General features: G+C 45.4%; 15 protein-coding genes. 1 reads left to right on the top strand and 14 read right to left on the bottom strand.

What is annotated here, in order from left to right:
• Window positions 1–89: 89 nt before the first annotated feature.
• From QUA90_RS23990 to QUA90_RS24035, 10 genes are all read right to left on the bottom strand, one after another.
• Window positions 90–239, bottom strand: coding sequence for a Uma2 family endonuclease (locus QUA90_RS23990; RefSeq protein WP_333448127.1), 150 nt, complete (start codon window positions 237–239; stop codon window positions 90–92).
• A 715-nt stretch (window positions 240–954) separates the two neighbouring features.
• Entirely contained in the window at window positions 955–1473 is a 519-nt protein-coding gene (locus QUA90_RS23995; RefSeq protein ID WP_333082593.1) for a Ycf51 family protein, read from the bottom strand.
• A gap of 91 nt (window positions 1474–1564) precedes the next feature.
• On the bottom strand, window positions 1565–2623 hold the full coding sequence (locus QUA90_RS24000) for an adenylate/guanylate cyclase domain-containing protein (RefSeq protein WP_333448128.1): 1059 nt from the start codon (window positions 2621–2623) through the stop codon (window positions 1565–1567).
• Complete coding sequence (locus QUA90_RS24005; protein ID WP_015177895.1) at window positions 2620–2994, bottom strand: response regulator; 375 nt, start codon at window positions 2992–2994, stop codon at window positions 2620–2622. Before QUA90_RS24005 ends, QUA90_RS24000 begins: the two co-directional genes overlap by 4 nt.
• Window positions 2987–6706: a response regulator gene (locus QUA90_RS24010; protein ID WP_333448129.1), complete on the bottom strand. Its 3720-nt coding sequence runs from the start codon at window positions 6704–6706 to the stop codon at window positions 2987–2989. Before QUA90_RS24010 ends, QUA90_RS24005 begins: the two co-directional genes overlap by 8 nt.
• Window positions 6707–7701: 995 nt before the next feature.
• Window positions 7702–8958 (bottom strand): IS4 family transposase, encoded by a 1257-nt coding sequence (locus tag QUA90_RS24015; RefSeq protein ID WP_333448130.1) that lies wholly within the window; start codon window positions 8956–8958, stop codon window positions 7702–7704.
• Window positions 8959–9155: 197 nt separating this feature from the next.
• Window positions 9156–11669 carry an MASE1 domain-containing protein gene (locus tag QUA90_RS24020; protein WP_333448131.1) on the bottom strand — a complete coding sequence of 838 codons (2514 nt, stop codon included), beginning with the start codon at window positions 11667–11669 and terminating at the stop codon, window positions 9156–9158.
• A 561-nt stretch (window positions 11670–12230) separates the two neighbouring features.
• Window positions 12231–13571 carry an ABC transporter substrate-binding protein gene (locus QUA90_RS24025; RefSeq protein ID WP_333448132.1) on the bottom strand — a complete coding sequence of 447 codons (1341 nt, stop codon included), beginning with the start codon at window positions 13569–13571 and terminating at the stop codon, window positions 12231–12233.
• A gap of 65 nt (window positions 13572–13636) precedes the next feature.
• Window positions 13637–14191, bottom strand: a complete 555-nt coding sequence (locus tag QUA90_RS24030; RefSeq protein ID WP_333448133.1) for a hypothetical protein — start codon at window positions 14189–14191, stop codon at window positions 13637–13639.
• Window positions 14192–14402: 211 nt separating this feature from the next.
• Window positions 14403–14582 carry a hypothetical protein gene (locus tag QUA90_RS24035; RefSeq protein ID WP_333448134.1) on the bottom strand — a complete coding sequence of 60 codons (180 nt, stop codon included), beginning with the start codon at window positions 14580–14582 and terminating at the stop codon, window positions 14403–14405.
• A 421-nt stretch (window positions 14583–15003) separates the two neighbouring features.
• On the opposite strand from QUA90_RS24035, the gene fmt reads away from it, so the two are divergent.
• Window positions 15004–16017 (top strand): methionyl-tRNA formyltransferase, encoded by a 1014-nt coding sequence (fmt, locus tag QUA90_RS24040; protein ID WP_333448135.1) that lies wholly within the window; start codon window positions 15004–15006, stop codon window positions 16015–16017.
• Here the strand turns inward: fmt and QUA90_RS24045 are convergent.
• The 4 genes from QUA90_RS24045 to QUA90_RS24060 all read right to left on the bottom strand — a co-directional run bounded on the left by QUA90_RS24045 (window position 16007) and on the right by QUA90_RS24060 (window position 20318).
• Complete coding sequence (locus QUA90_RS24045; protein ID WP_333448136.1) at window positions 16007–16885, bottom strand: DUF4435 domain-containing protein; 879 nt, start codon at window positions 16883–16885, stop codon at window positions 16007–16009. The genes fmt and QUA90_RS24045 overlap by 11 nt on opposite strands.
• The gene (locus tag QUA90_RS24050) at window positions 16882–18207 is read right to left on the bottom strand and encodes an AAA family ATPase (protein ID WP_333448137.1); all 1326 of its coding nucleotides are present in this window, start codon (window positions 18205–18207) and stop codon (window positions 16882–16884) included. The genes QUA90_RS24045 and QUA90_RS24050 overlap by 4 nt, the downstream gene beginning before the upstream one ends.
• Window positions 18208–18312: 105 nt before the next feature.
• Window positions 18313–19554, bottom strand: a complete 1242-nt coding sequence (sbcD, locus tag QUA90_RS24055; RefSeq protein WP_333448138.1) for an exonuclease subunit SbcD — start codon at window positions 19552–19554, stop codon at window positions 18313–18315.
• Window positions 19555–19742: 188 nt separating this feature from the next.
• On the bottom strand, window positions 19743–20318 hold the full coding sequence (locus tag QUA90_RS24060) for a Uma2 family endonuclease (protein WP_333448139.1): 576 nt from the start codon (window positions 20316–20318) through the stop codon (window positions 19743–19745).
• Window positions 20319–20401: the final 83 nt, after the last annotated feature.

Here is a 20401-nt window from a genome sequence, read left to right on the forward strand (position 1 = left end):
TCCGGGCACATCTTTAGATCAACTCATCTGTGCCTACTGCGCTCAATAGTGTCTCTTTTTTATTTGAAATGACTATACACACTATACCACTAAGCTAATAATAGCCGATCCGCCGTCAACACTAATTCTGGAAAAGTAGGCGAAACAATTTGTTCGTCACCTTGAAACAGAGTGCGCTGATATTTGCCTTCAGTATTTAGCGAAAAAACAAATACCGTCGGAAGTTTCGGGTTTCCCAAATACGCTCTTTTTCCAATTGCTAAATAATCAATAATCAGTATTCAGCAATGCCCAAGCGTTGATATTCATCTAGCTTGTCAACATAATCATCTTTTCAATTAGTTGATACTACCTCGACAGCTACCTGAATCGGCGATTCCAGTGCGGCATAAGCTTTGCGTTCACCACGCCACAAAGTGCGATCTATGACGCTGACATCGGGGAATCGTCCTTGCTCTCTACCTTCTTTTGTGGTAGTTTTGATAGTGATGCCTGGTTTTACTACATAGTTGAGTTTCAGCCGATCTCTTGATAAAAGTGTCTGTCTGTAAATTCACCAATATCATCACGATTTCTGGTAATTGCTATTTTGAAAATCTCTCCGTTCACCAATTCTTAAAGACTATCTTCCGGGGAAATGGCAATAAATTCGTTAAAATTAAATTTTTGTTTGGTAGTTGCAATCATTTTTTAAATAATCCCTAAATTTGCAGCCATATCCTCCGGTTCTGCATTACCAGGCTTTGCTTGGAAACGATTAGTTTCTTAGTCTCGCATTGCGCGGAATTTGTTTGTGTAGTAGCGATTCCCAATTATTTTTTCAGCACTTACGCACTACGACCAAAGAAACCGGGTTTTTTACCGAATCGGCGGGTTACAACGAATAATCTTGGTAAAAAACCCGGTTTCTGAGAACCCATGCCTAAGTCCTAAGAATGCTGCTGCACCCTACTTTTAAGCTTGATATTTTTTCAGAATAGCAACTTTTTCGGGGAAGATTTCGATCGCCATTTTGTCATCATAACGAGTCGCGAGCGATCGCCTCACTTCGCCCAAAAACAGCGGCTGCGACAGCCCAGGTTCAGGATGTACAACTGTACGAACCCGGATTGTCATGTAGTCTCTGCCGCGTCCAGAGCGCCCTGGAGAGTACAAATCCGCAGCCGCTTGCTGCATCGTTGCTTCTAATTCCGATTCGGTGATCGTAGGTGGCACAGTAACTACTGTTTGAGCGCCGCCTGTATCGTAAACTAAAGAATAGCGAACTGCACCGGGAATTTCTGTGCGGGAAAACAGTCCCAAACCCAGACCGAATATACTCGCAGCAATCACGCCCATAAAGCTTGTCACTCCTACCAATCGGAAGCGAAAACCCCATTTGAAGATAAATGCTATAACTGTTAGAATAGCTAAAGCTACTGTCAGAATTCCCGCCCATTGGGCGTACATTAAAAGGTTAGAATTTACGCTCATTTGATGATTTGTTGACTGTTGACTGTTGACTGTTGATATTAGTTACCGATGCCCAATGCCCAATGCCCAATGCCCAATGCCCAATGATTAATTAAGCGTTTCGGGCCACAAGCAGATAAGTCATCATATCGCCTTTCCCCTTCACTGGAATCACGCCGCGCTCCTCAAAAACGTACTTACCCCGCAGGCGCTCGTAGGTAGCAACTGTCACCTGAATGCTGCCGGGGACGCCTTGAGATTCCATCCGGGAAGCTGTATTTACCGTATCTCCCCACAAATCGTAAGTAAATTTTTTAGTACCGATTACCCCAGCTTCCACCGGGCCTGTGTGGATGCCGATACGAATGCTGAGCGGCTGACCTCCCTTGGTATGTATCTTAGTCATTGCTGCTAGAATTTCCAACGCCATTTCGGCGATCGACTCGGCGTGGTCATCGCTGGGCGTCGGCAAACCGCCAACCACCATATAAGCATCGCCGATCGTCTTAATTTTCTCAAGTCCGTAGCGCTCGGCCAACTCGTCAAAAGCCGAAAAAATCTCGTTGAGCAACTCCACCAATTGGGCCGGCGATAAATGAGCCGAAAGCTTAGTAAAACCGACCAAATCGGCAAACATCACTGTCACCTCAGCGAAACTGTCTGCGATCGTAATTTCCCCGTGTTTGAGGCGCTGTGCGATCGCCCTCGGTAAAATATTTAACAGCAAACGCTCAGACTTTTCCTTTTCCTGCGCCAACTCATGTAAATATGCCTGTTCCTTATCCCGCAGTCGCTTCTTTTCCAGACAAGCGCTAATCCGAGCCTTAAGCAATACCGGATTGAACGGTTTAGAAAGATAATCCTCCGCGCCCAACTCTATACACCGGACGATACTGTCGATATCGTCCACCGCCGAAATCATAATCACCGGGATATGGCGCAACTTTTCATCCGCCTTCAGACTTTCGAGCACTTGATAGCCGTTCATTTGCGGCATCATAATGTCTAAGAGAACCAAATCAAAAGGCTCTGTTCGCAACATTTCCAGAGCTTGGAGACCATCTTCAGCAACAGTCACCAGATGGCCTTGACGCTGAAGTCGGCGGGCCAGCAAATCGCGGTTTACCTCATTGTCGTCAACAACCAGCACGCTGCCCTCGTCACCTTTCATGTCAGGGCCTCTTTCAGAAGAGTTTCAATTTTACCCAAAAGTCGGGGAAACTCGACCGGTTTAGTGTCATAGTCATTGCAGCCTGCAGCCAGACACTTTTCACGATCGCCCGCCATTGCGTGAGCCGTCAGCGCAATCACCGGAATCCTGCTAGTTTCAGGAGCCGCCTTAATTTGCTGCGTTGCTTGCCACCCGTCTAGAACCGGCAGACTCATATCCATCAGAATCAAATCCGGTACTTTCGCGAGCGCCATCGACACCCCCTCAGCACCGTCAACAGCAATAAAGACCTCGTGTCCCTTGCGGGCCAGACGCCTGGAAAGCATATCCCTATTCATTTCGTTATCTTCGACCAACAGGATTTTAGCCATTGGTGTTCTCCTTGCCTTTCGAGTCGTACCTGCGATCGAACCTGTCATTCACTATAGAGCGAACATCGCGCAACAAAGTATCGCAACTGTAGACTCCCTTTTGTAGCACCCGCTCAACGTAGCCGTTTAGCTGCTGGCTTTCTGCCGGTGTCAAGTCTTTCCCCGTGATCACAACAATCGGTATAGGATCTCCCGAATGGGATTTGCGAATTTCCCCGATCAACTCAAAACCATCCATTTCTGGCAACATCAAATCCAGTAATATCAGGTGCGGGCGAGCAACTTTTAGCCGATCGAGAGCAGCGCGTCCGCTGTCAGCTTCCGTTACTGCCCAGCCTTGTGTTTCTAGTATGCGTCGCAGTAGTTCGCGCGTGGCAACGTCGTCTTCCACAATGAGAATCTGACAGGTCAAATTGTTACTTGCAACCCCGTCTTGGTCGCGTCGGTACTTGTTCAACAAGGCAGCCAGGCGTTTGCCGTCCACTGGTTTGGTGAGGTAGTCCGAAGCACCCAATGCAAAGCCGAGGCTTTTGTTGCCCACAAAGGATAGCAGGATTACGGGAATTTCGGCAAGGTCAGGATCGGCCTTCAGCGCTGAGAGTACCGCCCAGCCGTCCATTCCGGGCATGATCACGTCCAGGGTAATGGCGTCTGGCCGTAGTTGCTTAGCGAGCCGGAGAGCTTGCTCGCCGCCGCCGGCGACTTCTACGTGCAGTCCTTGGCGACTGAGGGTGCGCTGGATTAAATCCCGCGAGATCGGGTCGTCGTCAACTACCAGCACCGTGCCGACAGCGGGCGCGTCCAGAGGGCTAGTGCTGTCGTGGACTTTGTTGGGGATTTCCGGCTGTTTGATGGCGCTGGGCAAGAGTACGGTGAAAGTGGTGCCTGCGCCCAAGGTGCTGCTGACCTCAATGCTGCCACCCATCATCTGACAGAAGCGCTGGCTGATTGCTAGTCCCAAACCGGTGCCACCGTACTCGCGGGTAGTCGAGGCATCCGCTTGGGTGAAAGGTTGAAAAACTCGCTGCAATTGCTCTTGTGTCATGCCGATGCCGGTGTCGGCGACGCGGAAACTTAAAAATTCGGAATTGGAAATTAAAATTTGGGAAGATTCATCTTGATTTTTCATTTTTAATTGTTCATTTTTAATTCTTTCCACTCCGATCGCAATTTTCCCGTTTTGTGTGAACTTGGCAGCGTTGCTGAGCAAATTAAGCAGCACTTGCCGCACTTTTGTCATGTCCGCGTGCATGGTGTCGAGGTTGTCTGGACAGTACACTTCTAGGGTATTACCGTTTTTCTCGACCAGCGGGATCGCCGTGGCAACAGCACTTTCAATTAAGGTATGGATGTCGAAGGTTTCTAAGTAGAGATCCATTCGACCTGCTTCAATTTTAGAGATATCTAGGATGTCGTCGATCATCGACAGCAGGTGTTTGCCGGCGGTGCGGATTTTTTCGAGGTCGGGGACGAAAGCTTCATCGCCCAATTCTTCGGCTTCTTCTTGGAGCATTTCGCTGTAGCCGATGATGGCATTCAGAGGTGTTCGCAGTTCGTGGCTCATGTTGGCGAGAAATGTGCTTTTTGCCCGGTTGGCTGATTCTGCTGCTTCTAGGGCCAACTGCATGGCGGATTCTGCCTGTTTGCGATCGGTGATGTCTTGGACTGTGCCTTCGTAGTACAAAACGCTGCCGTTTTCGTCGCAGATGCTGCGCGCGTTTTCGGAAATCCAAATCGTGCTACCGTCTCGGCGGTATATTTGGGATTCAAATTTTGACACTTGGTGGCGCGCGCCCAATTGGGCCATAAACTCGGCGCGCCGATGGGGGTTAACGTAAAATTGACGGTTGATATCGGTGAGTTCCGCGAGCATTTGGGTACTGGATTCGTAGCCGTAAATTCGGGCTAGTGCGCTATTGCCGCTGAGGTAGTGCCCGGTCGGCGTTGTCTGGAATATGCCTTCGACTGCGTTTTCAAAGATGCTGCGGTATTTTGTTTCGGATTGTCTCAAGGCTGCTTCTGCTCGCTTGCGCTCTAGGGCATTGGCGAGCATTTCTCCTACCATTTTAAGCTGTGTGGATATTGTGGATATTTCGGTTGCTCGACCTGCTGTTTGCTGTAAGCGATCGAATCCGATAAATCCTACTAGCTTTTTACTACAAATTAGGGGAATAATTATCAGCGATTGGATATTTTTTTGCTGTTTTTGAAATTCTAAATTATTTAGGGAAGCACCAATCGAAGGTATTGAGGCGGTTGCTGTTTGATTGGCTGTTGGGGATGGGGAGTCTGTCTGGAAGTCGGCTGGATTTTGACCTATAAAATAGCCAATTTCGGCGATTGCTGGGGGCGGGAGTTCGCCGATTTCTGGAATATAGAGGCATTCGGCGCGATCGAGTTTTTCTGCGATCCAAGGGATTTGTGCGATCTCTATTGGTTTGTCGGTGCTGTTTTTGACTGCCGGAATGCTTTCGCTGCACCACTCGTAGGTTTTGTGGGCGCGGGTTTTGTCGAATGATAACAGGTAGATGTAACTGCGGTCAAACCCGCTCAAGGTGGCGATCGATTCCAGGGTTCGATCGATGCCTTTGTCTATTTCTGATAAGGGCTGGCTGATGAAATGGGTTGACAAACGGGAAATCAACTGAGCGAATTCTATTCGATACTGCAAAGATTCTTCTACTTTTTTGAGTTCGGTAACGTCTCGAAAGCTCCAGACTCTACCAACTGTTTTCGCTCCGACTTTTGATGGCAACGAATTTAATTCAAGAATTTTTCCGTCTTTAAATTCTAATAATTCGCTGATTTGAGTATCTGAATCTGCCGACACTTTAATCACGTTTGGGAGAAATCTTTGCGGGTATTTCAATAGTTCCCTGTCGAAGGGGAATCCTGTTTTGAGCGTGTTTGTGAGTGTTGCGAAGGTCGATCGGCTCAACTTTCCTTGGTTGGCAGACAACCCCCACATTTCTAGAAATTTCTGATTATAATTACATATATTGCCGTTTCTGTCAACCGCCAGAATTCCTGCATCTGTAGATTTTAGAACTGCTTGCAGTATCGAGAGCGATTGCTTGTGTTCTCTAATGTCAAAAAACACCAAGACTGATATTTCGCGGCCGTCAACTGCGGGATGGAAAAAATAGGAAACTGGTAACATCTTGCCGTCGCGACACAAAAACTCGTCGTCCCAGTTGTTGCAAGGTTGACTGGAAGCGATCGCCTCTTGTAAATCTAGTGTAGGTGCGATCGTCGCATCTTCAGTCTTGCTTGGCGACTGTTTCGGAGCCGTCAAAACTTGGGATTTGTTGCCTTTGTTTTGCTTCCCGATGCGCTCTAGCAGGGAAACGCCTGCAAGTTCCGACTGTCGCCATCCCAGCAAGCGTTCTGCCTCTGGATTCACCGAGATTACACAGCCCTTCGCGTCAAGGATACACAATCCCGCCCCCAAACTGTTGACACTCGCCCGCAGTCGATCGAATTCTGAAGCTGTTGGAGAGTCTTGAGGGGACTGGGGCGAGTCCGTTAAATCCTTTAATGCCACCGTCTCCAAGTTAAAACAATCTTCCTGCTGAAGTTCTTGCTGACTCTGAACTCGGTCATAGCTACAACTTACCTGCTCTAATAAAAGCTGCCACTGCTCAGCAGTGGGAGGAGGAGACTCGCCGACTAAACCGAGGTGTTCGAGTTGGCGCTGGAGGTGGGGGTGCATATTTTCTGGCGCTTTGTAGGCAACTTTCTACAGTATATCTTTTTAATTAATAGTATATATACGTAGGTATACCGTTAGGGGACAAGTACGCGATCGAAGTCTATCACAGGTTTTATTGAGAAGCCGAGGGATCATGTCTCCTCTCCCAAATCTTTCAAACTGCGCTAATTATATTAATTCTCAGAACTTTTAAGGGTTGTCAACCAACCAATCCTCTGAATGTCGGCAGCACGCTAAAAAATAATAATATCATCTTATCAAGTCAATACTCAGGAAAGTTTTGGTAACGATACTATAGCAATCCTTGCAGGAGTCGTAATTTTTTTACCCGACCCCAACCCTCCCCTTATCAAGGGGAGGGAGTAAGAAATTCACAAATGATTTAGGATGGCTATACACGCTTTATAGGGGAAGGAGCCTAAAAAAGTCGAATTAAATTCAAGCCCAGGGTGGATCTGACATTGATTTAATTATCCACAGTCGATCAAAGTCAAGCGAGAATCAGCCATTGGGCTATAGAAAAACTGTTCGGAGTATTAATCAAGTGAGCTTAGCCTCAAAAACTAGGTGGCAGCCAAAAAACGATCGCGGACGCGGGAACTGGACAGGAAAATTTCTTATTCCCATGCCAGCGGAAACGATTTCAGCACTTTTCGTATTTACTCATAAATTAATTAGGGTGATCTAACCCCCCCTCATCTTCTACGTCTACAGCAATTCTAAATTATGTGTGAATTTATTACTCCCTCCCTTTACCAAGGAGATGGTTGAGGTGGGGTAAAAATTTTACGACTGATTTAAAAATCAATACGGTTCAGTTAAGGCTATGCAGTGCTTAAAACAATAAATACAGGAGGATTCATTATGATTCCAGTACCTCTGTGTTTAACTTGTTTAGACCGAAATTTTGAGACAGGTTTTTTCACGACTCTGGGGTTGTTTCTCGCTCGCCCTTTCAGGTAGAACTTGATCGAGAATCTCCAAAGTTAACCAATTCAAAAAAAGGGAAGTTCCTGTGGTTGTAACCGCTGAAATTTTGGGAGAGCGCGACGAATAACTCGTAGTGTTCCAGTAAAAGAAAGACGCAATGGTGAAACACCTGCGCTGCTTGCTGCTTGAAAAATTAATGACCTTACCGCCCAATGTCCTAGTAGTAAACCATAAATTTCTTGTACCACCTCCTTTGGCTTTTGAGAACGAATATGAGTTTTTCGTCCTAATAAATGTACTTTCAGTTCATCAATCGTATTCTCAACTTCCCAACGTTGATGATATTCACAGGCAAGGAACTGGGCAGGAAATTTTTCCGCGTCCAACAAGCTGGTAATTAAACGATATCTAATTTGTACTTCGGGGCGTTCGGGATGCTCAATTGTGTACTCAATTACTCTTACTTGTATTGGCTTAAATCCTTTTTTTCTTAACTTGCCAGATGGATAAATCCAACTTAAATATGAACCATCATCTAGTTGTGTTTCGTTTAAGAATTTAACGTTGGATGGAATTCGCCCCAAATACTCACAACCTTTACTGAATGTGGCTTCTACCATCGTGTAAGAATGTAAACCTCTATCCCACATCAATAACATTCCCTCTGCCACTGAGCGTAACAATTTTAACGCTCTTACTCTTTCTCCTATTTTATATGGACACATTAAGGCATCAAATATTAAATGTGTTCCTGCCTCTACTAAAATCACTAATCTAGCTTTGGGGAACGCCGCTCTCGTACCCGGACGGCTTCCTGGACGACCAAAAACTCTGGCATTTTCATCACTATCTGGGAGGTCTAAGCAGGTTCCGTCTATCACTACGACTCTGAGTTCGTTGATAAAAGCTCCTACTGTTTCAACTGTAGCCATTGGTCGTACTAAGGAATGAAACAACTGTCTCATCACGCCCGCTCCTAATCTTTGTCTGGCTTGAGTAATTGCCGATTTACATGGAAATCGCCAATATTTACCAATTTTTATCCATGCTTCATTAAGACCATCAATTAAATTTTTTAAGACATCCCGCATTGAATCTTTTGACCACAGACTCATGGCGATTACCAGACACACTACCAGTTGTGCTGGCAGGGCACGATGACGTTTCTCTTCAACATTTGTTTTGGCAATAGCTTGTTCGATGGCACTTGCTGGAATTGCTATCTCTATGGCCTTGAATATCTCCTTACTTGGGATTTTGGGAGATACTAATGAGAATTCTTTGAGATGCACGCTAACTTGCTCTCCTTTTGTGGACACCATACCTAATTTACCACGGTTTGAGCCTTAACTGAACCGTATTGATTTAAAATTACTCTATTTTAGAAAAACCCCGGGAAAAAACTGAGTTGATAATGTGATAAATTATGGATCAAATCTCCTAACTGCTAGCCAAACAATCAGCCTATTGCGGAGGTAAATAAAAGTTGCAGACATCGAAAATAAATGTCAAAAAAATATTATTCGTCAGACTTTTCGGTTGAGATTGAAAGGTCGGTGAAAATAGCTGGCAGCCTAATTGTAAAAGTAGAACCTTTATCCAACTCGCTGAATGCGGTAATGTCTCCGCCCATCATTTCGCAGAATTTCTTAGTAATCGTCAGCCCCAAACCAGTGCCGCCGTACTTCTTAGTAGTTGAAGAATCGGCTTGCGTGAAAGGCTCAAAGATTCTGGCTAACTGTTCGGGACTCATGCCAATGCCGGTATCTTTGACCGTAAAAATGATCCAATCTTGAGCGGAAGATAACAGAGACAAGCTATTTTCAGCTTGGTCACCTCCTCTATACGCTCCAAGTTTTTTGCCTTTGTTTGCAGCGTCGGCGGGGGTTTCGCCGGATCGGGTAACGGCGAAGGTAATCGCGCCGGAGCAAGTAAATTTCGCGGCATTGCTGAGGATGTTGAGCAGAGACTGCCGGAGTTTAGTCAAGTCGGTCTGCATCGAGCCAATATCTTCGGGGCATTGTATTTCTACAATATTGCTATTTTTGTCTGCCGTCGGCTTGATCGTGGCAACTACTTCCTCAACCAGAGTTGAAATGGTGAAGGTTTCGACGTGCAAGTCGGTGCGGCCTGCTTCAATTTTGGTCAAGTCGAGAATATCTTTAATCAGCGCGAGTAGGTGCTGGCCGGCCGTATTAATTCTCTGGAGGTCGTCGATGAACTCTTCGGCACCAAGGTCTCGGGCGTCTTCTTGCAGGATCTCGCTGTAGCCAATGATGGCGTTGAGGGGGGTTCTGAGTTCGTGACTCATGTTGGCGAGAAAAATGCTTTTGGATCTATTTGCAGCTTCGGCGGCTAATGCGGCGCGGCGGAATTCTTCGGAACGCAAGCGTTCGGTGATGTCGGTGGTCATGATTAAAATGCACTCAGTGTTGCCGAGGTGGATGAGTTCCACTGACAGCAGCCAGTCGCGCACTTCGCCGGCTTTGGTGCGAATTTTGATTTCTTGGTTGCTGATCGAATTTTGTGATTGCAAAATCTGGGCCAGCCGCCGCCCGTCTTCTGAATAAACCAACATTCCTAAGTCGCTGGGAGTGCGGCCGATAAATTCGTGCCGCAGCCAGCCTAATGAGCGCAAAAAGCTTTCATTGGCATCGAGGAAGCATCCGTCTGTGAGGGTGCAGATGCTGATCCCAACTGGGGAGGCGTGAAAGGCCTTGGAAAATCTTTCTTCTGAAGAACGCAGGGCTGCTTCGGCTTGCTTTCTGTCTGTGATGTCTTGGACGGTGCTGGTGATGTAGAGGGAGTTGACATCGGCTTGTTCGTAGACTGTGCGGTTGCTACCGTCGGGGAGTATGAGCCTGTAGTCGATGCTGTAAGGCTGTTGCTGAAATAAAGCTGCTTCGATCGAGGTTTTGACTAATTCTCGGTCTTCAGGGTGCACGTATTCCAAGAAGGCTTCCAGGCTGGGTTCAAAACTTCCCGGTTGCTGTCCCAGGATGCGGTAAATTTCCTCTGACCATCGCAATTGCTGGGCGTTGCGGTCTAAGTCCCAGTTGCCTAGCTGGGCGATGCGTTGGGCGTTAGCGAGGCTGGCTTCGCTGGCGCGCAGGGAGACTTCTGCTTGGTGGCGTTCGGCGACGGTGGCAGCTAAGACTAAGCCGGTGACGGCGATGACGGCGATGAAGGCTTGCAGGGATAACAGTGCTTGGGGGATACTGCTGGCGTGTTTGAGGAAGGGGCCGCTGCCTCGGGCGATACCCCAGATGGCGAAGCCGCAGAGGATGAGGTTGGAGAGGGCGGTGTAGCGCTGACCGAATCGAAAGGCAGCCCAAACTACTAGGGGAAATGGTAAGTATTCGAGGGGATAGCGGGCGTAGGCGGCGCGGGTGCGGGAGCAAAAGACGAGCCATCCGACTGCTAGTAGCAGCAGCAGCCAAATCGCTCGTTCAACTATCTGTTTGCGATGGGTGGGGACTTTGGGCATTTGTTGCCACGTCAGCAGCAGCGGGGCGACGAGCACAATTCCCATTGCGTCTCCCACCCACCAAGTCCCCCAAATCGTGCCAAAATCGCTCCAGCTAGATATACCACTCAGGCATACGAGGATGCTGCCGATGGTGGAGCTGATCAGGGTAGATCCCAAGGCTGCTAGCCCGACTATTCCTAAAACGTCTTTGAGCCGATCGAGCCCGGCGCTAAAGTTAATGCCCTGGAGTAGATAAGTTCCCGTCCACGCTTGCAGGCTTCTGGCGGCTGCCGATATCAATGCCGTGGCGATGTTGGCCGATGGTACGTTCATGCTGAACAGGAAGCCTCCGATCGCGATTCCCGGCCACAGTTGCCGCCCAAACAGCAGCAGGGCGACTTGGGCAATTCCTGCTGCTGGCCACATCGGGTAAATTTCTGAACTGAGGGTGAGGGTGGAAATGGCGAATTGCGACGCCCCATAGTAGACCAGGGCGATCGCACCTACTGCGAGGAAGTACCGCCAGGAATGTCCTTTGATTGCATTAAGGAACTTTGTCTGCATGGTCGTTTAGGGAAAAGGTGGACGCTTGTTGGGATCTCAGTAGGTGGCACGGGACAGGCAGAGGGTAGAGAAAATGTTTCTATTAGGTGATGGTAGGTCATGGGTGGTAGGTACTGGGAGAAGCTTTTGAGCTAACTTTTTGTAGTGCCGTTGAGGGAGCGGTTTTTTTGTTCGATCAAATCTGCCCATGAATTTCGGGAGTATCGCTTTTTTGTAAATATATCTCTAATGGCTAAGCAATTGGTTTGTAAATTTTTGGTTTTTGTTAAAAATTTATTACCGAGCGACAGTGGGTGTCTTTTTGTGTCGGGCGATCGTAACTCAATGCACCCTAACATCTTGCACCATGCTCAATAATACCTAAAATACCTAAAATACCAATAACAGCGACGTAAAATCTCTGCTTTTAGGTAAGTTTGAGGCAATAAACACGGTTTTTGATTAGAAGTACAGGCGGTAGTGATTTTCACTAGATTTTTAACCAATCAATCTAGGTTTTAAGTCTTTCGATGGAATACAGTGAAAGCGGATATATTACAGAAAAAAAATATTTTTTCTTGTCTATTTCTCTTTGGCTGTTGCAATATCTAAGGTTAGTGTCAAACGCTCTTGAGATTCTTTAAGGGCGTCTTGGGGGTTGCGGCCGAGAAGGGTTGCCTCTATGGCGCGACCGAGGTTTTCTGACAGGCGGGAGTAACCTGATATAATGGGTCGCGCTCTGGCTGAGTTCATTTGTTCTAAAAATACTCGCAAAACAGGGTTTTTTTCCACAAAGCTTTGATAAGCTTGGCTCTGTCTCGATTTTAAGTTAATGGGTAAATAACCTGTTCCCAATGCCCATGCTGTTTGGAATTCTTCACCTATAACGTATTCTAAGAATACTAGGGCTGCTCGCTCTCGTTCTGGCGAGGTTTTCATTAAAAATATGTTTTCACCCCCTACGACGGCTGCAGGGCGTTTGAGGAGCGGTAAAGGCATTGCTGCGTAGTCGATCGCACTTTGCTGCAACTGTGCTAGCGTCCACGGCCCGGTGATTTGCATGGCGACTTTCCCGGCGATGAAATTGTCGAGTTCGTAACCGCGTTCGGGTGCTGACAATATTGCTGAACCTTCTTTTAACAAGTCGCTCCACAATTCTAAGGCGGCGTGAGAACCGGGATTATCTATTTGGGGTACAGGACTTTGAGGTGTTTTGCCTTTGAGTTCGCCGCCGGCGCTGAACATGAATGGCAGCCAGGTAAATACTGTCCATTCTCCTTTGCCTAGGGGGAGCACTATGCCGTGTTGGTCTGTGCGGCCGTCTCCGTTGGTATCTCGCGTGAGCGATCGGGCTACTTGCTTTAATTGCGCCCAATTCTGCGGCACTTTTTTGATTCCTGCTGCTGCAAATAAGCTGGGACGGTAAAATATGGCGACGTTGTTTGTGCCTAGGGGAACTGACCAAGTATGTCCGCCGAGTTCCATTGACTCGAAGAGTGCCGGGTCGATTTCGGCTTTCCGGGGCGATTTGTCGAGCCAGTTTTCTAAGGGCACAATGGCGTCGAGTTCTGCTAGTTTTCCTGCAATTGAGGGGCCATTCCACAGCAAATCCGGCGGTGCATTTCCAACTATTGCTGTTAGTATTTTTGGGAGTTGTTGGTCTGGCTGACCGATGTAAACTGGTTTGATCTGGATGTTGGGATGTGTTTTGTTGAATTGGTCTGTGAGGGTTTGAAATACGTCGCGATTTGGCGGAGGATTGATACCGTGCCACAGTATGAGTTCGATCGGCTCGCCGTTTTTTGATGCGGGTGTGATGCTGTTTTGACAGCCGCTTAATATTAGCAGATTTAAGGTAATTAAAATGCAGATCGCTAGTTTGAGTTGTCTTTTAGTTGCTTTGGATAATTTGGATAATATCATTTTTTAGTTAGATTCAGGGAAGAAGATTTTTTTAACCGCAGATGAACGGGGATGGACGCGGATAGTTAGAGGTTGGTAAAAGGAGCTAAATCTCGAAAATCTGCTGGTAGCTGATTTCTTTCTCCATCGGAGGTGTTTTGAAACAAAACGGTGAAAGCTCCTGCTCCTAGTCTATCTTGCGGCCACATCCGATAGCAAGGAATTTCTGTCAGGTGCGATCGATATTTTTCTAAATGAGGAACAGAGGCTGGGTGAAAATCGGGGAATTTGCTTAACAGCCATTGGCTGACTTGTTCATTTTCTGCGGTTGAATAAGTGCAGGTCATGTATGCAAGATAACCTTGGGACGCTACAATTTTAGCAGAATTGGCTAAAATTGTTTTTTGGCGGTTGGCATTGCTGTTGATGGTGACATGATGAAAGCAGCCGGGTGCTTTGTCTCCTTTTGCTAAAAGTGATTGACCAGTACAAGGAGCATCTACTATTACTAAATTAGCCGTTTGTGGCATCTTTTCGGCAAGTATTTTTGAATCGAGGTTGGCGGCGGATGGTAGAATTTGGCAGCGTCTTAAATTAGAGATCAACATTCCCATGCGTTTGCCTATGGCTTCGTTGCACAACAGGAATTCTGGGTTTAATGTTTTCCAGGAAATATACTTTTTCCTCCGGGGCGGCGCACATATCTAAGATTAGTTTGATTGGCTGCGGTATTGTTAACAATGTGGAGGCGGCGAAGATTGAGGAAAAGTCGAGACAGTAGTAGGTTCCTGCTTGATGTAAGGAATGTTTTCCCGATTGAGATTCTCAGGCTAGTCTAGCTACAAATTGCGGTTACCAAACAACTGAAATTTCGAGATTAAATAGGTTTTCTGTTGGTTTTGGTTGCAGCCACAAGATAGCAGGATTAAACGCTTGGCGATTGCTGAGGGCATGAATAAACTTTTCTTGTTCGGCGGTGTCGGCAAATAAGCTGCGGCTGAGTTTAAGCAGGGGATTCGACGGTTTTTCCATGTTCGAGGAGATATGATAAGATTGAGATTAGCCGTGACCAAGGTAGATTAGATGAGAATTCTTAGTGTAAAACAGTTATAGTTAACTTGGGAAGCATGGATGCAAATGTTGTTGGGTCTATAAAACTCATTGCTTTTGAGGGATCGAGTCTGGCGGCACCTGAGTATCAATCGAGATTTTTTTTGCCGATCGCACAACTCGGAACTATTCTCGAAGTGTATAATCGAGAAGCAAACTACTATTGTTTGAGCTGACAAATAAACATTACATGAGTCCGGAAGGTAAAAATACTCATAAACTCGCTTCTATCATAGCTGATACGCGCTGAATAGTCTCTATAATATACTAGGGTTTTTTGCCATTACCTACTTGATGACTAATGAGTAATGACTGAGGACTACTTACTAATAACGAAGAATCTATGAAAATTGTCTTTTTTGGCACTCCAGATTTTGCTGTTCCTACTTTATCCAGCTTGCTAAGTCACCCAGAATTTGAAGTTGTGGGTGTGGTGACTCAGCCGGACAAACGTCGGGGAAGAGGGAATCAATTGATGCCTTCACCTGTAAAAGATGTGGCTTTAAATCACAGTCTCCCGGTTTGGCAGCCACGCCGAATTAAGAAGGATTCTGAAACGCTTGCTAAGTTGCGGGAAGCGGAGGCGGATGTGTTTGTGGTGGTGGCTTACGGCCAAATTCTTTCTCAAGAAATTCTGGATATTCCTAGTTTGGCTTGCGTTAATGTTCACGGTTCAATTTTGCCGAAGTATCGCGGTGCAGCACCGATTCAGCGCTGTCTTTTTGACGGGGAAAAGACAACAGGAATTACTACTATGCTGATGGATGCTGGGATGGATACTGGGGCGATGCTATTGAAGGCTTTTGCTGGTATTTCACTGTTGGATAATGCTGATTCTTTGGCGGATAGGTTGGCGGAAGTTGGGGCGGATTTGTTGATAGAAACTTTGGTGAAATTGAGGGACGACCAAATTGAAGCTGTTGTTCAAAATGATGCTGAGGCGACTTATGCGCCGATGATTAAGAGTGCGGATTATGTGCTGGATTGGTCGAAAAGTGCGATCGACCTTCACAATCAAGTTAGGGGCTTTTTCCCGGATTGCACGACGACTTTTCGCGGCAATTCTCTGAAGGTGATAGCTACTGTGCCCGTCGGGCCGGAATATTGGCTGCAATTACCGCCGGATTTGAGGGTTTTGGAACGCGATTGGCCTGTTTTGGCCAAGTTATCGGGCGCGAATGGGGAAGTTGTTAAGGTTGTGAAGGGCTTGGGGGCGATCGTCCAAACTGGCGATGGTTTGTTATTATTGCGGGAGGTGCAGTTAGCGGGGAAAAAGGTGCAGTCGGGGGTAGATTTTGCCAATGGAACTCGGTTGGTTGTAGGGGAGATTTTTGGGAATGCGGGAGTTACAGATTAGATAGAACCTGGAAAGGTTTATTAGTTTGTTCCCATGTCTGAATAGCTGTGTAAAGTTTTGTCTCTCGGAAATGAGCAGACTCATAGGCAACCCTTAAATATTTTTCTAGCACATTTGGCTCGACTTCCTTAGAGTTACAGGAACCTAATGCTTTACAAAGTGCGATCGACAAAATAGCAATCATATCGTGCCCACAACAAACGTGCCACATATCTTGAGTATATGTTTTTAAGCTATCCATATTTGCTGTAATTTTCGGTTCGTCAAGTCCCGGCTTTTGAGAGTTGTTTTTCACAGTTTGAAGCAACTTCGATTCATTTAGTGCCAAGGTTTTATCATCTACAAATTTATTAAAAGCTAAACCTTCAAATTTCAAACAATAATTAAATTTCAGCGAGGCCCATCGTAAATAACCGATAATCTTGGCACTTTCCAATAAAGTCTGGCGGATATCTTTAGCAAAATTATTAACTTTTGCTTCCGATCCGTGTTCCAAAAGTACCTTTTCAAGTGCTGGCGACTTCAGCAGCATAGTTTCCAAATCGTGAGTATCTGTAAACAGCAAGTTGGGACTAAGTGGAACAGTTCCTTCTAATATATCAAAATCAGCATCAACAACAGCCAAAACACCAGCAAAGTTACCTTGTTCAAGGATATTTAGCACTTGCACAGCTTTATCTTTATTGTAGGCATTCTCTACACGACACTTTGTGGAGTGTACCAAGTTTGTCCATACCCGCGCATCTGTATCTCCCTCAACAATTAAAAAAGATCCAGTGTATTGAGATTGAGTTCTCAGCAGGCGAATTCTGTTGGCAATGCGATCGGGCTTAAGGTTTTGTGGATCGAGTTTAAGGTTTTGGGTCATTCAATTGGCCCTTTTAATTCCACTGTCAAATTCCAGCTATCGTCAATAATATCTGGAGAATGAGTTGCTAATAAAACATCAAAGTTTGCCAGCTTAATAATTGCTTGCAAATCTTTGAGAAACTCGACTTGCCATGCTATATGCAGCGAAAGTTCGGGTTCGTCAATGAGAACAAGCGAGTTAGCTTGAACTTTGAATAACAACTGGTAAAGCATTACCAGTTCATGCTGTTCTCCAAAAGATAAGTCTGTCGGCGACAAAGGCTTACCATCCGCCGTTGTAAAGGTAAAACCTTTCTCTTTACTGATGCTCATGTTTTTATAGAGAAATCGCTGTTTAATAATTCCTTTGAAAAGTTCTATTTTAGTAGCAAGTTCCTTGAAAACCATGAGTTTTTGTTCTACATCTTCAACATAAACTGACAGAATGTTTTTTGTGACTCCATCAATATTTTGTTCTACTTGGAAATCAGAATTCTCGTCTTTATCTAAAAGACCAGTTTCTCTGAGACGAGAACGCTTTTCCTCAATTTCATTTAATTTGTTGCGAAGTGTTTCCTCTGTTATATCCGAGGGTGCTTTGTTGTTGAAAATTCTCGCAGGAAACGTTCTTTCAAGAGACTGAGACAATGCACCGTATTCAGCTAGTTTGGCTTGAATCTCTTCTACGAGTTCCTGAGAATATATATTAACTGAGGGAATCATTAATGGATGTTTTGTGTCTACCGCTGCTTCAGGAATATTTGAGGGAGTTAACAAGCGCTGAGTTTCTATAAAACGAATATCAATCGAGCTTTTTAGTTCTGATAGCCACTTTGGTTCTTTATTAACTTTTCTTGAGATTAAATGTTTAGTCAAGTCAGTCAAGGCCTTGGCAAGATTTTGAAAGGCGATTGATTCCGAATTTTTAGTTTGTGTTTCTATACCACCTGATGACTGTAGTCTCTCCTCTGTGATATCCAAAGAAACATTTGTTTCTGCCAATGAATCTATTAATAGATTAGGTAAAAATATCTCTGCTTCTGCACCAGGCTTAGAAAAATAAAATGTCAAATCTTTATCTTTTTTATCTTCACTGGTATCAATAGATTTAGTTATTTGCAGATAACTGCCATCATCAAAGTCTATTCTAAATTCTTCAAATGGAATAGTCCGAATTTCTGAGTAACGTGAATTAAAGAATCCATTAATCAGCCTAAGTAATGCTGTTTTACCAAATCCATTCGGACTATGAATAATCGTGATTCTATCTTCCATATTGAGCGAAACCGGATGGTTGAACACTCCAAAAAGTTTAGTGACAAAAATTTTATTGATTCTCATTTTTCCCTCTAGTTATATCAAATCCGTTAGTATTGGAATTATTCATCTCTCTCTTCTCTTCCTCTGTGCTCTGAAGCGTTCTCTGCGGTCAAATCATTCCCATACCTAAAATTCTACCACAACCTCCTCTTTCCCTCCCAACAAACCCTGCGCCGCCTCCAACATACTCTCCGCCACATCTTTCAAATCTTCGCGACTTGCCAAATAAGTTTTTAAAGCATCTAACGGATCTATACTATTATTAGCGTTCAATTCTGGCAACCGCGGCCTTGCTAACTGACTGACTAATTCCGGTTGAATTGTATAGCTGTGCGCTTCGCCCAGAAGTGTGTGCAATTCTCCGTTGTCGATTAAATCTAATTGTTCAGATCGCAATTGGTAAATTAATCTCACAACCGCATCTTGGATTTCCTTCTTGCCAATAGCTTTAACTAACTCGGCTTGCGGGTTTTCCGATTCCGAAACATTCACTTTAATAGTCTGAAACACCCGCACTGGCAAAGTGCAAAATTCCCACTCTGCTTTCCCCCGTTCCAAATTAACTAACACAAAACCTTTATCTTCTTTCTCTTCGCTAAAATCAACTCGTTCGATACTTCCGGGATAAATTACGGGCGGATTGTTGGAAGCGTTGAGATTTTGGTGTTTGTGAACGTGACCGAGAGCAACATAATCAAAACAAGGGCGAGTTAGCATCGAAACGGGAATGTTAAAACCTTTGCCAACTGCTAAAAAACGTTCGGCGCCCAGACTGGCTTTATCTGCCATTAAGTGCGCTAAAAGTACGGTTGGTATGTCGGGGTTGAGGCGGCGAATTTCGCCTTCCATTGCGATCGTCAGTTTTTCGGTTAATAATTGGTTAACATCGCCCATAGACAGGCTTTCAGTCTCGGATCGTGTCATTAAGGTCGATCGAGTCAACCAAGGCAATGTTACCACCTGTACGGGGCCGCTGCGGGTTTGAATCAGGTGAGTGTCCAGGCGATCGCCTACAATAAACTTAGGTATCCCCAAAGTCCGGTAAATTCCCAAACTCGCGCCGCCTTGTCCCTGAGAATGTTGGTCATGATTTCCTACTAACAAAACCGTCGGAATTTGGGCATCAACTAAGCGGCTGAATTGGCAAGCAAAAGCCTCTTTTACAAACGGTGGAGGCGTTGAATCCGGGAAAGCATCGCCGCCGAATATGACTAAATCTACGGGTTCAGAAATTGCTCTATCCATACATTTACTCAGCGTCGCCGCGAAGTCTTCCAGCCGCGTATTTAAACCGGTTTCTGGATTAATGCGGCCGTGGGAAAAGCCGCTGCCCATGTGAATGTCTGAAAGGTGTAAGATTTTAATCATTGTTTTTTATTTGTAAATTATCTTTTGGGTTCCTAGTGAGGACTTTAGTCCTCATCGGTTCGTAGTGAGGACTTCAGCCCTCCTTTAGCTTCGGCAGAAAAACTAAAGTCTTTACTACCAAATTGGTTAAAGGTTTTTGCCAAGGTACAGACGAGAGGAGATTACTACTAAAAATCTTGTTTCATACATCACAATACCATGCCGGGTACTTTTTGATAAACTTGTGCGATCGGGCAGCGAAAATCTATACTCATTAACTCTAACTCATCTCCTTGTCGGTAAGTCTGAGAAACCCAATTTCCCTCAGCATTGAGTCGAAAACATTCAATTTTGATTTCGGATTGAGTGATGAGCACGTATTCCTGCAAACTCGATGCAGTTTGGTAATCTGCAAATTTATTACCTCTGTCAAAAGTTGCCGTTGACGGCGACAATACTTCAATAATCAAAGACGGATGAAGAATGAAATCCTCGGTTGAATTTATCTCTCTTTCGTCGCAAGTAACTGCTATATCGGGGTAGTAATAGCAATTTGCCTCTTCCAATCGGACTTTTATATCTGATGTTAGAACGATGCAGTCAGTACCATCAAGATGATTTCCCAGCCGCCTTACTAAGTTGCTAGCAATAATAATGTGTGGTTTTTTGGCCCCCGTCATTGCATAAACCTGTCCGCGTCTGTACTCATGTTTGATCGGGCTTACTCGTTCCCCTTCTAGGTAATCTTCTGGGGAGATGTAGAAATTGTTTTTGCTGATAACCATTGATTTTTACTCCGCTAATTTTAGATGATACTATTTGTTGAAACTCGTCTATTCTGGTAGGAAACAAGACTGCCGTTTCCCTA

Source organism: Microcoleus sp. D3_18_C4 (assembly GCF_036702355.1).
Taxonomy (GTDB): domain Bacteria; phylum Cyanobacteriota; class Cyanobacteriia; order Cyanobacteriales; family Microcoleaceae; genus Microcoleus.